The organism is Candidatus Methylomirabilota bacterium (genome assembly GCA_036005065.1).
Classification (GTDB): domain Bacteria; phylum Methylomirabilota; class Methylomirabilia; order Rokubacteriales; family DASRDR01; genus DASYQW01.
Map to the genome: position 1 here is coordinate 57,405 of DASYQW010000062.1, position 13,515 is coordinate 70,919.

The following is a 13,515-nucleotide window of genomic DNA, read 5'->3' on the forward strand; positions in this document are numbered from 1 at the left end:
TCAGGCCTGGGCATGCGCCTCCCGCTCCTCCGGCGTGTACCAGGGCAGGAACAGGCGCTCCACGAGCTCCACGCACGCGAAGAGCCCCATGCCCATGAACGCCAGGAGACCGATACACACGAAGGCCACGTCTGTCTTGAGCTGGGAGGCAGCGATGAGGATCATGTAGCCCAGGCCCCGGTCCGCCCCCACGAACTCGCCGATCACCGCCCCGACCACCGACAGCGTGATGGACATCTTGAACGCACTGAAGGCATACGGGATGGCATTGGGGAAGCGCACCTGCCAGACAGTCTGCCCCTTGGTGGCGCACAGTGACGCCGTGAGGTCGAGCAGGTCGGGCTCGACCTGGCGCATGCCGGTCAGCGTGTTGATGACGATCGGGAAGAAAGAGATCAGGAAGACGATGATGACCTTCGGCAACTCGCCGGCCCCGAACCAGACCAGGAGCAACGGGGCGATGGCCGAGCGGGGGACCGACTGGACCGCGGCCAGGATCGGGTACAGGGCGCTGTGCAGGATCCGCGAGTAGATCATGCCCACCGCGAGCGGGACGCCGACGGCGACCGCGAGCGCGAACCCGGCCACCGTCTCGTAGAGCGTGACGACGAAGTGCCAGCCGAGGGTCGCCTTCCAGGCCCAGAATGCCTTCAGGATGCTCACCGGCGACGGGAGCAGCCACTTCGGCACGTCGAGCGCGACGGCGATGAGCTGCCATGCCCCGAGGAGCAGCGCGACCGCGGCCGCCGGAAGCGCGACGTCCCAGACGAGGTCCCGGCTACCGCCCACGCGTGGCCACCGTCTCTGCCGTCGCCCGACCGAAGATCAACCTCCGGATGCGAGCCACGTACCCCTGGAACGCCTCGGTCTCCGTCACCGCAAGACCCCTCGGGCGAGGTAGATCGACGTCGAGGACGTCGACCACGCGTCCCGGCCGGGCCGACATCACCACCACTCGGTCGGCGAGGAGCACGGCCTCGCTGATGCTGTGGGTGACGAACAGGACGGTCTTCCGGGCACCCTGCCAGATCCGGAGCAATTCGATGCTCAGCTCCTCCCGGGTCATGGCGTCGAGCGCTCCGAACGGCTCGTCCATCAGCAGGACCTTCGGATCGAACACCAGGGCGCGGCAGATGGCGACGCGTTGCTGCATGCCGCCCGACAGCTCCCTCGGGTACCGGTCGGCGAAGTCTGCCAGGCCGGTGATCTCGAGGAGCTCGCGGGCCCTCTGCTCGTACCGTGGCTGGTCGAGGCGCATGATCCGGAGGGGGAACATCACATTTCCCAGCACGGTCTTCCACTTCAGCAGCACGGCGCTCTGGAACACCATGCCGACCCCGCGCCGCGGTCCGGTCACGGGCTCGCCGTCCAGGCGGATCTCGCCCCGGCTCGGAAACACCAGACCCGCCACGAGCTTCAGCAGCGTCGACTTGCCGCAGCCGCTCGGTCCCACGATCGTGACGAACTCGCCGTCCCCGACGTCGAGCGAGACCTCGTCGATCGCCAACAGCTGGGCGCCGCCTCGCAGCTTGTACGCCTTCGCCACGCGCTCCAGGGCGATCAGGGATGGCTTCGCGCCCGCCATCGCGCTTCCCGTCGGTCCGTCGGCTCGGGTCTGCTTACTTGAGGAAGGCGTTCGTATACAGGTCCTCGGCCGTGATCTTCGCCTTCACCTCGTAGACGTCGACGATGACGTCACGAGTCTTCTCCACCTTGTCGGGAGCCATGAAACCTAACCCGTTCTTCCGCGCCTCGTCGGTCATGGCCAGCTTCTGGACCTCGAGTAGCTGCTGCTTGACCGATTCGACGTCGAGCTCCTTGCGGTGCTTGACCAGAATCGCGGCGCCCTCGTCGGGGTTCTTCAGCGCGGCATCCAGCCCCTTCAACGAGGCCTGGACGAAGTTGCGAACCAGCGCGGGATTGTCCCGGATCGTCTCCTCCCGCGCGAGGATCCCGTTGCTGTACATCACGAGGCCGAAGTCGGCATATGTCAAGGACGAAACGGCGAAGCCGGCTTCGGTCGCCCGCTTTTCGATGTCCGGCTTGTTCACGATGAACGTGGCCAGGCCGTCGACGCGCTTCGCGAAGAAGAGATTCCACAGCATCGTGGAATCGCCCGTGCTCCACTTGACCTTGCTGGCGTCGACCCCGGCCAGCTTCGCGAAGGCCGGGAACACGGCGCGGGTCGCGCTGCCGGCCGGCGCGCCCAGGGTCTTCCCTTCGAGCTGGCGCGGCTCTCGGATCCCGCTGTCCTGCCGGGTGATGACGGTGTACGGCGCCTTGCCGTAGTAGACGGCCACCATCTTCACCTTGATGCCTTCGGCGCGCGCCAGCACGAGGGCGCCCAGGTCGCCGAAGGAGAAGGTGACCGTCCCCGCCGCGACGCGCTTGACGGCGTCGGCGGCGCCGTAGCCACGCTGAATCTCGACGTCGAGACCGTGCTCTTTGTAGTACCCCTTGTCCAGCGCCACGAAGAACGGGATGTGCTGTCCGAGGATCTGCCAGTCGGCGCCGAAGATCACCCTCTCCGGGGCCTGGGCGGGACTGCTCGTCGCGCCCCCGGCCGCCAGGAGCCCGAGGAGCGCACCCACCACCAGGTACATCGCTCGTGGCTTCATCGTCCTTCTCCTCCCACCGACCGGCTCGGCGTTCGGGTGCCGAGCGCAACCACTAGTACTTCGCCATCGGGATGAACTTCGCATAGCCCGGAGCGTCGTTGAGCTTCCCGTCTCGCAGCACGACCCGTCCCCGCACCATCGTGAACGTGCACAGGCCGCGGACCCGGTGGCCATAGAACACGGACCATTCCGGGCTCCGGCTGTGATAGAAGTTCTCGTCGATCACGGCTTCCTTGTTGGGGTCGACGATGATGACGTCGGCGTCGGACCCGGGCAGGAGGGCGCCCTTTCGCGGGTAGATCCCGAAGATGCGGGCCGAGTTCTCGGAACAGATCTTCGCGAGCTCCTCGACCGTGATGCGTCCCCGGTGGACGCCGTACGTCCACATCAGCGGGAGCAGATGCTCCATGCCGTTGTTGAAGCCCGGCATCGCGGTCCAGAGATTGTCCTTCCCCGCGCCCTGTTCCTTGCTTGCCCGGCTGTAGGGGCAATGATCCGACCCGATGTTCCGGACGATGCCCCGCCGGATGCCGGTCCAGAGGGCTTCCTGATCGGCCTGGGTGCGGAGCGGCGGGACGACCTTGCCCCACCCTTCGAGCTCCGCCATGTCCTTGTGCAGGATCAGATAGTGCGGGCAGGTCTCGGCGATGATGTTCACGCCCCGATCGAGGAACCGCTCGACCGTGTCCACTCCCCGGCCGATCGTCAGATGGGGGATGTAGAACCGGGCACCGGTCGCCTCCGCGATCAGCGCCGCCGCCTCGATCTGCATGAGCTCCGTGAAGGCGGGGCGCGCCTCGGTCCACGCCGCCAGGTCCTTTCGCCCGGCCTTCTGCAGCCGTTCTTTGAGGACGTCGATGATGTCCATCTCCTCGGGATGGACGAGTCCGACGGCCGGAAACCCGAGGCGCGCGATGTTCTCGAAAGACTGGAAGAGAATCCCGGCGTTCACCGGCTGCAGCCCCTTCTGGATTCCCTCTTGCCCTTTGTAGGCGATGAAGAAATGCTTGAAGGCGGCCACACCCTGCTCGCAGAGCCACGCCTGCTCTTCCAGATGGACCGGGGCGAAGACGGCAGCGTTGAGGATGAAGTCGCAGAGCGCGTTCTCCTCGCCCCACTTGGCGACCCGAAAGAACAGCTCTTGGCAGCTCTGGAGCGACGCGATGCGCGTGAGGAAGCAGGTAACCCCCCCATGGACCGCGCCCCGGGTCTCAGTGTAGAAATCGGTCGCGTATCGCTCGATCGGCGTCCCGGGCTGGTCGGAGCACAGGTGCACGTGGGGGTCGATCACGCCGGGCAGGACGTAGTTCCCGCCGGCATCGTGCACCTCCCGGGCCCTGGGCAGCTCGTGGTCGGACGCCACCGCCACGATCTTCTGGCCGGTGACGGCCAGGCCACCCGTGATGGTGCCGTGTGGCGTGACGACTTTCCCGTTCTTGATGACGAAATCCGCTTCCATCGAGGACCTCCGTGTCAGAGCATCGAGCGAACGAGGTTCTCTTTCACGTCTCGGATGTGCTGTTCTACGGCTCGCCGGGCCCCGACGGGGTCGCGCCGTTCGAGCGCGCGCAGGATTCGCAGGTGATCGCGGAGAGATTGGCGAGCCTGTTCAGGCAGCCGGGAGGCAAGCCGGGAGTAGCGGGCGATCTGGGCTCGTATCGTGTCGACGATGCTGGCCAGCCGGCGGTTGCCACACGCCTCGATCGTCAGATCGTGCAGGCGCGCGCCGAGCTCGAAGAGCCGCTCATCGTCCTTGGCCCGGGCCGCCTGACGGAACTGCCGGCGCAGCTCGACCAGGACGTGTCGCGGAATGCAGCCGGCCGCCGTCTCGGCCGCCAGGCCCTCCAGCGCGGACCGGATCCCGAACACTTCCTTGAGGTCCTGCACGGAGACGCTCGACACGCGGATCCCGCGCCGGGGGGAGATCTCGACAAATCCTTCCTGTCCGAGGCGGATCAGGGCTTCGCGCACCGGAGTCTTGCTGACCTCGAGGCGTCGGGCCAGCTCCCGCTCGGTGAGCAAGGATCCCGAGCGGAAGTCGCTGATGAGGATCCACTCCCGGAGTGCGCGATACACGCGATCGGTCAGCGAACCCGGTTCGGCGCGAGACGGCTGGTCGAACATGAGTATGTCACTGATATATCAGGGCTGGCCTCGCGTCAAGCGAGATCTTCCGGGAACCGCGGCCACGCGGCCCGGGCTATTCCCGACCCCGGAGGGCGCGGCCGGGGCGGGCGGGAGTGCGGCTGCCGTCGAGAAGCACGGGCTCGCCGTTGACCAGGACGTGGGTGACGCCGGCGGCCGGCTGGCGGCCGTCCTCGTAGGTGGCGCGGTCGGCGATTCGCTCGGCGTCGAAGACGACGAGGTCGGCGGCCATCCCCGGGCGAATCACCCCGCGGTCGACGAGGCCGAGGCGCCGGGCGGGCAGGCCAGCCAGGTGCTGGACGGCCTCCTCGAGGGTCCAGGCCCGCGCCTCCCGGACGTAGTGGCCGAGATAGCGCGCGAAGCAGCCCCAGCCGCGGGGATGGGGCCGGCCGCCGGTGAAGATGCCGTCGCTCCCGCCCGTCATCGCCGGATGGCGCATGAGCGCCCGGACGTCGGCCTCGCTCCGCTGCTGGTGAGGCACGACGCAGCCGACCGCGAGGTCCGAGGCGACGAGCACCTCGCACACGAACTCCAGCAGCCCGGCGGGATCCCGGCGACCGGTGGCCCTGTCGGCGGCCTCGGCGACCGTCAGCCCCTCGCACCACCGGTAGGCCGGCGCCTCGACGTAGCTCAGCCGCACCTGGTCGATGGGGCCGCGCGGGCCGGCAAACCCCGGCTCGCGCAGTCGCGCGCGCACGGCCGGGTCGGCGAGGCGCGCCAGCGTCGGGTCGGGGCCGCCTTCCTGGACCCACGGCGGCAGCGCGACCATGCCGAGGATCGTCGAGCCGGCGAGGTAGCCGTAGAGGTCGAAGGTGACGTCGAGCCCCTCGGCCCGGGCGGCGTCGAGCCGCGGCAGGACGAGCTCGGCCTGGCTGTTGAAGTGGGAGACGTGGACGGCGATGCCGGCCTCGCGTCCGATCCGGAACACCTCGTCGAGCGCGCCCGTCACCGTGTCCGGTGCGTAGCCCCGCATGTGGGTGACGTACACGCCGCCGAAGGGGGCGAGCTCGCGGCAGAGCTCGACGAGCTCCTCGGTGCTCGCATAGCGGCTCGGGATGTAGTCGAGCCCGCTGGAGACGCCGACCGCGCCGTCTTCCATCGCCTGCCGGAGGATCCCCCGCATCCTCCGGAGCTCGTCCGGCGCCGGCGGGCGCGGGTCGAGCCCGAGCACGTCCATCCGGATGTTCCCGTTCGGGGCCAGGCCCGCGACGTTGACGGCCACCCGCCGATCGAAGCACCCGAGATACTCGGCCATGGTCCCCCAGCGCTCGGCCACCTCGAACCGCCCGCTGAATCCCGCCGTGTAGCGGCGCATGTAGGCGAGCGTGGCCGGCGCGGCCGGGGCCATGGCCACCCCGTCCTGCCCCAGGAGATACGTGGTGACGCCCTGGCGGATGGCGGGCTCGTGGAGGGGATCGGCCAGCAGCGCGAGGTCCGCGTGGACGTGCATGTCCACGAAGCCGGGCGCGACGATCGACCCGGCGACGTCGAGGCGGCGGCCGGCCTCGGCCCGGCCGAGCGCGCCGACGGCCGCGATCCGGTCGCCACGGATCCCGACGTCCGCGCGGAACCACGGGGTACCGGTGCCGTCGACGACGCGGCCGCCGCTCAGGACGAGGTCGAACATGGCGACGCTCACCCGCTCCGCCCGGCCGGGCGGGCCCGGCCGAGGAGCTGAGCGGCCGCCAGGAGCCCGACCGAGATGACGATGAGGAGAGTCGAGATGGCGGCGATGGTGGGATCGATCTGGTCACGGAGGGCGCTGAACATCCTCCGCGTCAGGGTGGCGTTCTCGCCGCCCGAGATGAAGAGGGCGACCACGACCTCGTCGAGCGACGTGATGAACGCGAACAGGGCCGCCGAGACCAGGGAATGGCGGATCTGGGGCAGCGTGACGGTCAGGACGGCCCGGAGGCGGCTCGCCCCGAGGCTCCGGGCGACCATCTCCTGGGTCATGTCGAACGAGGCGAGCCCCGCGGTCACGGTCACCACCACGAACGGCAGGGCCAGGAGCGTGTGCGCCAGCACCAGGCCGAGGAGCGTGTTGACCAGCTCGAGCTTCGCGTAGAGGTAGAAGAGCCCGATGGCCACCAGGATGGCCGGGACCATCTGGGGCGCCAGGAGCAGCACCTGCGCCGCCCGGCTCCATCGCCACCGCGTCACCGCCAGGCCGTAAGCGGCGGCCGTCCCCAGGACGGTCGCCGCCACGGTGGTCACCAGCGCCGCCCGCACGCTCACCCAGGTGGCATCGCGCCACTCGACGGAGCCGAAGAAGGCCCGGTAGTTCCGCAAGGACCACTGGCGCGGCGGAAACTCGAGATAGACCGTGTCCGAGAACGACATGGGGATCACGACCAGCACCGGGAGCACCAGGAACAGGGCGATCAGCCCACCCAGGACGTAGAGCCACGCCCGCCTGGCGTGCGAGACGGGGACCGGCGGGCCGCCGGGCATCAGCGGATCCCGAACAGCCGGGGGATGGCGAAGACCCGGTGGAGGACGGCGAAGAGCAGCCCCACCGAGACGAGCAGCACGACGGCCAGGGAGCTGGACGCACCCCACGCGAAGTACGTGTTGACGTTCTGCTCGATCTTCATCGCCACCAGGTACGTCTTCCCTCCGCCCAGCAGCGCGGGCGTCACGTAGAACCCCAGGCAGAGGACGAACACCAGGAGAAGCCCTGCCGTGAGCCCGGGAAGCGAGAGCGGAAGAAAGACTTGCCGGAAGGCGCGGATGGGGCTCGCGCCGAGGCCGGCGGCGGCCCGCACGTAGTCGGGATCGATCGCCCGCATGGAGGCGTACAGGGGGAGGACCAGGAACGGGAGGAGGATGTGCGTCATGCCGATGACCGTGCCGGTCATGTTGTGGACGAGGGGAATCGGCTCGGCGGCCAGTCCGAGGTTCACGAGCAGCGTGTTGACGAGCCCGCGTCGCTGGAGGAGAACCAGCCAGGCATAGGTTCGCACCAGCAACGCGGTCCAGAGCGGCAGGATGACCACGATCAGCCCGAGGTTGGCCGCCCGCGGCGGGAGCTGGGCCAGGAGATAGGCCAAGGGGTATCCCAGGAGCACGCAGATGACGGTGACCAGGACGCTGACCTTGACCGTGTTCCAGAGAATGGTGACGTAGGCAGGCTCCTGGACCAGCCGCTGGTAGTGGACCAGCGAGTACGCGTCCTGGTCGACCACGGAGAGATAGAACAGCCAGCCCACGGGCAAGACCAGCAAGAGCCCCACCAGAACCAGCGCCGGGAGAGAGAGCCCGAGAAGGCGGCGCCGCTCCCGCGCGGCATCGCGGGCCAGCGTGTCGGCGTTGGGCCCGTCCACGCCCGGCGCCTCCCGGGCGATCTCCAGCGTGCTCACCGGCCAGTCCTTTGGAGCGTCCGCGGTCTCGATCCTCCCGATGGGCCCGGGCCGCTCATTGACCATCCTCGGCGACCACGATGGTATCGGCCAGGTGGAGCCCGAGACGGATCCGGCCCCCGGGCTCCGGGACCGCAGCGACGGTCTCGCGGCGACTGGGGCTCCGGACGGCCAGCTCGGTCCCGTCGCCCAGTGTGACGTGAAGGAGGAAGCTCTCGCCCTGGTAGACGCGCTCCTTGACCGTGCCCTCGAGGCAGTTGTACTCGGCCGCCGCCCCGGCCGGGAGGAGGGTCAGCTTCTCCGGCCGCACCACGAGGAGGAGCCGGCCGTCCCCGGGCGGGGGCGGGCCGTCGAGCGCGAGCGCCCGGCCGTTCAGGGTGAGACGCCCACCCTCCCGCGCCACCGGCAGGAAGGTGGACTCCCCGACGAAGTCGGCGACGAACCGGGTGCCGGGCCGCTCGTAGAGCCGCTCCGGCCGGTCCACCTGGATGATGCGCCCCTGGTGGATCACCGCGACCCGGTCCGACAGGGTGAGCGCCTCCCGCTGGTCGTGGGTGACGTAGACCGTCGTCATGCCGAGAGCGCCGTGGAGGCGGCGGATCTCGATCTGCATGCGCTCGCGGAGCTTCTTGTCGAGGGCCGAGAGCGGCTCGTCCATGAGGAGCACCCGCGGCTCGAAGACGATGGCCCGGGCGAGGGCCACGCGCTGGCGCTGACCGCCGGAGAGCTGGTCCACGCGCCGCTCCTCGAAGCCCGAGAGGTGGACCAGCTCGAGCACCCGCCCGACCCGCCGCGTGATCTCGGCGGCGCCCACTCCCCGCAGCCGGAGCGGGTAGGCGACATTCCCGAAGACGGTCATGTGGGGGAAGAGGGCGTAATTCTGGAAGACCATGCCGACGTTGCGGCGGTGGGGCGGCGTCCGCACCACCTCCTCCTCCCCGAACCGGACGCTCCCGCAGTCCGGCCGGATGAAGCCGGCCAGGACGAGGAGGAGCGTCGTCTTCCCGGAGCCGGACGGCCCGAGCAGCGTGATGACCTCGCCGCTCCGCACGTCGAGATCCACGCGGTCGAGGGCCCGGACCGGCCCGTACGACTTGCTCACGCCGCGGATGGTGAGGGGCAGGGCCGTGGCGGCCGACGCGGGCATGGCTCAGCGACCTGGACGGGAGCGGCGCGACGCCGGCCGGGGCGGCGCGAGTGACCGCCCCCGCCGGATCGCCCTTACTGCTTCGCCTTGAAGGCGTCCATCCGCTCGAGGAGCTGGTTCAGCCGGGTGCTCCACCACTCGACGTCCATCACCACCTGGGTGGCGGCGTTCTTGGGCGAGGAATTGATCCGGTCCATCTCGGCCGACGTGAGCTTGCCGATGGTGAACGCCCGGCTGTTGACGGGACCGTAGTCGATCAGCTTGGGAAGGGCGGCCTGGAGCTCCGGTGAGAGCAGGGCGTTGATCACCTTCATCGCCGGCGCCTTGTTCCTCGACCCCTTGGGGACGGTCAGGCAGTCCGCGTTCATGATGCCCTGGTTGTAGGTGAAGGCGGCCTTGGCCCCATCCTTGATGACGGTGGAGGCGCGCCCGTTCCAGATGCCGATCATGTCCACCTCGCCGTCCTTCAGGAGCTGGGCGGCCTGGGCCCCCGAGGTCCACCACACCGCGATGTGGGGACGGAGCTCCTCGAGCTTCCGGAAGCCGCGCTCGACGTCCAGGGGATAGAGCTTGTCGGGCTCGACGCCGTCGGCCAGGAGCGCCGCCTCGAGGGTCTCGGTGGGCCGGTGGTAGAGCGAGCGCTTGCCGGGGAACTTCTTGACGTCCCAGAAATCCTTCCAGGATTGGGGCCCCTTCTCGCCGTAGGTCTTGGTGTTCCACGCGATCACGTTCGAGTACAGGATGATGCCGATCCAGTGGGGCTTGACCATCTTCGGATTGACGCCGTCGGCCTTGATCACCGAGTAGTCGAGCGGCTCGAAGACGCCGTCCACCGTCCCCTGGGCACAGGACTGGAGGCCGAGCTCGGCGATGTCCCACTTCACCGCCCTGGCCAGCACCTGGGTCTTGACGTCGCCGTAGCCGTTGAGGGTGTCCTCCTTGATGGTCACGCCCAGCATCTTGGCGGCCGGCTCGAACCACGCCTGCCGCTGCGCCGCCTGGAACGCGCCTCCCCAGGAGGCGATGGTCACCGACTCCTGGGCCCCGGCCGGGGTCGAGACCCCGATCACGGCCAGCCCCGCGACCAACCACCGACTGAACGCTCTCACGGCTCGCCTCCTTCCCGGTACGCGAGTTCGAGGGGGTACGACTCGTGCGGCCCGATCCTAGCAGATCGCCCCGCGGCCTATCAACCAGCCCCTCACCCGAACTCGCCCGCCGCGGTGGCGGAGGCTGGAACGCGGCCCTCCGCCGCCGCCACCGCCGACCGCCGCTGGGTGGGAGACCGTCTTGCGCGGCTCCCGTGTCCTCCCCATACTGGGGCGCACCATGGCCCTTCACTTCCCGCGGGCCGAATTCGCCGCGCGCCAGGCGGCCGCGCGGGCGGCCCTCGGCGAGGCCGGGCTCGACGCCCTCGTCCTGTTCGCGCAGGAGAGCCTCTACTACCTGACCGGCTTCGACAGCTCGGGGTACGTCTTCTTCCAGTGCGGCGTGCTCACGGCGGCCGAGCGGCCGTTGGTCCTGCTCACCCGCCGGCCCGACCTCGAGCAGGCCCGCCGCACCTCGGTCATCGAGGACATCCGCCTCTGGTACGACGCCGAGGGCGCGAACCCGGCCCTCGACCTGCGGGCGATTCTCGCGGACGCGGGGTGTCGGGGCGGGCGAGTCGGAGTGGAGCTCGCCACCTACGGCCTCACGGGTGCGAACTGGGAGCGGATCCGGCGGGCGCTCGACGGCTGGTGCCGGGTCGAGGATGCCTCGGACGTGGTGCGGACCCTCCGCCTCGTCAAGTCGCCGGCCGAGCTGGCCTATGTCCGCCGGGCCGCCGCCCTCGCTGACGACGCCCTCGGCGCCATGGTCGCGGCCACGCGCCCGGGCGCGTTCGAGGGCGACATCCTGACCGCGGGCCAGAGCGTCATCTTCCGGGGCGGCGGCGACGTGGCCCCCTCGGGACCCGTTCTGGGCGCCGGCGAGCGCGCCCTCCTCGTGCGCTCGTCGACGGGTCCGGAGCACCTCGGCGAGCGAGACCAGCTCACCATCGAGTTCGCCGCCACCTATCGCCGCTACAACGCCTGTCTCATGCGCACCCTCCCGGTCGGCGGCACGGACCCGCGCCAGGCGCGCATGTTCGAGGTCACGCGCGACGCCCTCTCGGCCATGACCGAGACGGCCACGCCCGGCCGGCCGCTCGGCGAGATCGACGAGGCCCACCGCCGCGTCTACGACGCGGCCGGCTTCGGCCCCGCCCGCATGGCGGCGTGCGGCTACTCGCTGGGGGCGACGTACCGCCCGACCTGGATGGACGTGCCCCCGATGCTCTACGCCGGGAATCCGACGACCGCCCGGCCGGGCATGGTCCTGTTTCTCCACGCGATCCTGGCCGACGCGCGGGCCGGACTCGCCATGTCGCTGGGCCACACCATCGTCATCAGCGAGACCGGGCGCGAGGTGCTGAGCCGGCTCACGCCGGTCTACGAGGCCTGCCGGTAGGGCGCCCGAGGCCCCGACCACGAGGAGGCGAGAATCATGATGCAGCTCAAGGGATACGCCCTGGCCGCCGCGGGAGTGGTTCTCCTCGGAACGACCATCGGCATCGTGACCCCGATGGTCCAGAGTCGGGGCGCGCTCGCCGCGATGACACCCCGGGACCCGGACGCGGGGCAACCGTTCGCCGCCGCCGTTGGCGTGGCGTTTTCGCCCGGCGAACTCGTGAAGTCCCGCTCTGTTCTCATACCGGGGGACAAGCGCGCCGTCATCGAGACCGTGGCGGTGTTCGCCGGGACGGGACAGGGTGACATGCGGGTGGGCATCGTGACAACGGCTCCCGCTCTCGGGGGGAGGACCGTCGTGACCACGCAGTACAACCTGCATCTGGAGTTCGAGGGCGTGATCGCCCAGCTCAGAAGGTTCGGTGGAACCCACGGGATTCGGCTCTACGCCAACCCCGGCAGCACGGTGCAGTTCGTGGCCGCTCGCACCAACGCGAGCGGAATCGGCTCCGTGAGCTTCGCCGTCGCGGGGTATCTTCTGGCCCCCTGAGGCGCCACGCGGCTCGCGGGTCTACGGCATCGAAGAGAGCCCGGAGGTGGATACCCATGATGACCCCTGAGAAAGAGACGGCCTTCGGCTGGATCGACGCGAACCGGGCGCGCCTGTCCGAGGCGCACCTCACGGTCTGGCATTACGCCGAGCCGGCCTGGCGGGAGTACCGGTCGGCCGCCTTCTACGTCGACCTCCTCCGGAAGGAGGGCTTCGACGTGGAGGCCGGGACCGCCACCATGCCCACCGCCTTCCGCGCCCGGTGGGGCCGCGGGCGACCGGTCCTGGCCACCTACGCCGAGTACGACGCGGTGCCCGGAATGTCCCAGGGGCCCGTGCCCTACCGGCAGCCGCGGGAGGGCTTCCCCCGCTGGGCGGCCGGCCACACCGATCCCCACTCGGCACTCGGGATCGGCGCCCTGGGCGGCGTCCTCTCGGCCAAGGCCGCCATGGAGCGCCACGGGCTCCGCGGCACGCTCGAGCTCTTCGGGGAGCCGGCCGAGAAGGTGTGCGGCTCGAAGCCGGTCCACGCCGCCCACGGCTACTACGACGACCTGGACGCGGCGGTGAGCTTCCACCCCACCTCGCTCCCCGCCCTCGCCAACACGGTCGTGTGGGACACCCACTGCGGCTGCTACTGGTCGAAGATCTACACCTTCGAGTGCGAGCAGCCGGAGACGTGGGGGAGCGCGGGGACACGGGAGGGCACCAACAATCCCCACACGGTCGCCCGGCCACCGGCCGCGCTCGACGCGGTCTGCCTCATGTACACGACGACCAAGTACACCAAGGAGGCGATGCTGCCGCACCGAGGCACCTGGACCCTCAACGAGTTCGTCCTGGTCGCGGGCCAGGCCACCTCCGACAACCTGGCGCCGACGGTCGGCCAGATCCAGTATGCGTGGCGGTGCCCCTCGCTCGAGATGGCCGCCCGCATCGAAGCCGTCCTCGACCAGAACGCGCGCCACGTGGCCGCCCTCACCCACTGCACGGTGCGGGAGGGCTGGGTCTCGAAGACGCGGGTCGGTCTTCCCAATCACGCGATGGCGGAGATCACGTACGAGAGCCTCGAGCTGGCCGGCCCGCCCAGGCTCCCCGAGGAGGCGCGCATGTTCGCCCGAGAGATCCAGCGGACCCTCGGGCTCGAGCCCATGGCCGACCCGTTCATGCCCGAGATCCAGGAGCTGACGCCGCCGCCGGTGGG

13 protein-coding genes are annotated in these 13,515 nt (G+C 69.9%); 3 read left to right on the forward strand and 10 right to left on the reverse strand.

All coding sequences use genetic code 11. The features are described 5' to 3' along the window. The 10 genes from VGW35_04645 to VGW35_04690 all read right to left on the reverse strand — a co-directional run bounded on the left by VGW35_04645 (position 1) and on the right by VGW35_04690 (position 10,381). The gene (locus VGW35_04645; GenBank protein HEV8306932.1) at positions 1 to 789 is read right to left on the reverse strand and encodes an ABC transporter permease; all 789 of its coding nucleotides are present in this window, start codon (positions 787 to 789) and stop codon (positions 1 to 3) included. Next, positions 779 to 1,585 carry an ABC transporter ATP-binding protein gene (locus tag VGW35_04650; GenBank protein ID HEV8306933.1) on the reverse strand — a complete coding sequence of 269 codons (807 nt, stop codon included), beginning with the start codon at positions 1,583 to 1,585 and terminating at the stop codon, positions 779 to 781. Before VGW35_04650 ends, VGW35_04645 begins: the two co-directional genes overlap by 11 nt. A 34-nt stretch (positions 1,586 to 1,619) precedes the next feature. Continuing rightward, positions 1,620 to 2,618, reverse strand: coding sequence for an ABC transporter substrate-binding protein (locus VGW35_04655; protein HEV8306934.1), 999 nt, complete (start codon positions 2,616 to 2,618; stop codon positions 1,620 to 1,622). A gap of 52 nt (positions 2,619 to 2,670) precedes the next feature. After that, positions 2,671 to 4,077, reverse strand: a complete 1,407-nt coding sequence (locus tag VGW35_04660; protein ID HEV8306935.1) for an amidohydrolase family protein — start codon at positions 4,075 to 4,077, stop codon at positions 2,671 to 2,673. 14 nt (positions 4,078 to 4,091) lie between these two features. Then, a complete protein-coding gene (locus tag VGW35_04665; GenBank protein ID HEV8306936.1) occupies positions 4,092 to 4,694 on the reverse strand; it encodes a GntR family transcriptional regulator in 603 nt (200 codons plus the stop codon). 124 nt (positions 4,695 to 4,818) lie between these two features. Continuing rightward, positions 4,819 to 6,402: a D-aminoacylase gene (locus VGW35_04670; GenBank protein HEV8306937.1), complete on the reverse strand. Its 1,584-nt coding sequence runs from the start codon at positions 6,400 to 6,402 to the stop codon at positions 4,819 to 4,821. After that, on the reverse strand, positions 6,399 to 7,217 hold the full coding sequence (locus tag VGW35_04675) for an ABC transporter permease (GenBank protein HEV8306938.1): 819 nt from the start codon (positions 7,215 to 7,217) through the stop codon (positions 6,399 to 6,401). Before VGW35_04675 ends, VGW35_04670 begins: the two co-directional genes overlap by 4 nt. Continuing rightward, entirely contained in the window at positions 7,217 to 8,125 is a 909-nt protein-coding gene (locus tag VGW35_04680) for an ABC transporter permease (GenBank protein HEV8306939.1), read from the reverse strand. The genes VGW35_04675 and VGW35_04680 overlap by 1 nt, the downstream gene beginning before the upstream one ends. Positions 8,126 to 8,180: 55 nt before the next feature. Continuing rightward, positions 8,181 to 9,272, reverse strand: coding sequence for an ABC transporter ATP-binding protein (locus tag VGW35_04685; protein HEV8306940.1), 1,092 nt, complete (start codon positions 9,270 to 9,272; stop codon positions 8,181 to 8,183). A gap of 74 nt (positions 9,273 to 9,346) precedes the next feature. Next, the gene (locus VGW35_04690; GenBank protein HEV8306941.1) at positions 9,347 to 10,381 is read right to left on the reverse strand and encodes an ABC transporter substrate-binding protein; all 1,035 of its coding nucleotides are present in this window, start codon (positions 10,379 to 10,381) and stop codon (positions 9,347 to 9,349) included. Between the two features lie 220 nt (positions 10,382 to 10,601). On the opposite strand from VGW35_04690, the gene VGW35_04695 reads away from it, so the two are divergent. The 3 genes from VGW35_04695 to VGW35_04705 form a co-directional block, all read left to right on the forward strand. Beyond that, a complete protein-coding gene (locus tag VGW35_04695; GenBank protein HEV8306942.1) occupies positions 10,602 to 11,762 on the forward strand; it encodes a Xaa-Pro peptidase family protein in 1,161 nt (386 codons plus the stop codon). A gap of 36 nt (positions 11,763 to 11,798) precedes the next feature. Next, positions 11,799 to 12,311, forward strand: coding sequence for a hypothetical protein (locus VGW35_04700; protein ID HEV8306943.1), 513 nt, complete (start codon positions 11,799 to 11,801; stop codon positions 12,309 to 12,311). A gap of 59 nt (positions 12,312 to 12,370) precedes the next feature. Next, positions 12,371 to 13,515, forward strand: a 1,145-nt coding sequence (locus tag VGW35_04705; protein ID HEV8306944.1) for an amidohydrolase, incomplete at its 3' end; no start/stop codon positions are given.

Excerpts from the sequence above, each read along its gene's own strand:
- VGW35_04650 (HEV8306933.1), bottom strand. The coding sequence starts at position 1,585 with ATGGCGGGCGCGAAGCCATCCCTGATCGCCCTGGAGCGCGTGGCGAAG.
- VGW35_04655 (HEV8306934.1), bottom strand. The coding sequence starts at position 2,618 with ATGAAGCCACGAGCGATGTACCTGGTGGTGGGTGCGCTCCTCGGGCTC.
- VGW35_04660 (HEV8306935.1), bottom strand. The coding sequence starts at position 4,077 with ATGGAAGCGGATTTCGTCATCAAGAACGGGAAAGTCGTCACGCCACAC.
- VGW35_04675 (HEV8306938.1), bottom strand. The coding sequence starts at position 7,217 with ATGCCCGGCGGCCCGCCGGTCCCCGTCTCGCACGCCAGGCGGGCGTGG.
- VGW35_04685 (HEV8306940.1), bottom strand. The coding sequence starts at position 9,272 with ATGCCCGCGTCGGCCGCCACGGCCCTGCCCCTCACCATCCGCGGCGTG.
- VGW35_04695 (HEV8306942.1), top strand. The coding sequence starts at position 10,602 with ATGGCCCTTCACTTCCCGCGGGCCGAATTCGCCGCGCGCCAGGCGGCC.
- VGW35_04700 (HEV8306943.1), top strand. The coding sequence starts at position 11,799 with ATGATGCAGCTCAAGGGATACGCCCTGGCCGCCGCGGGAGTGGTTCTC.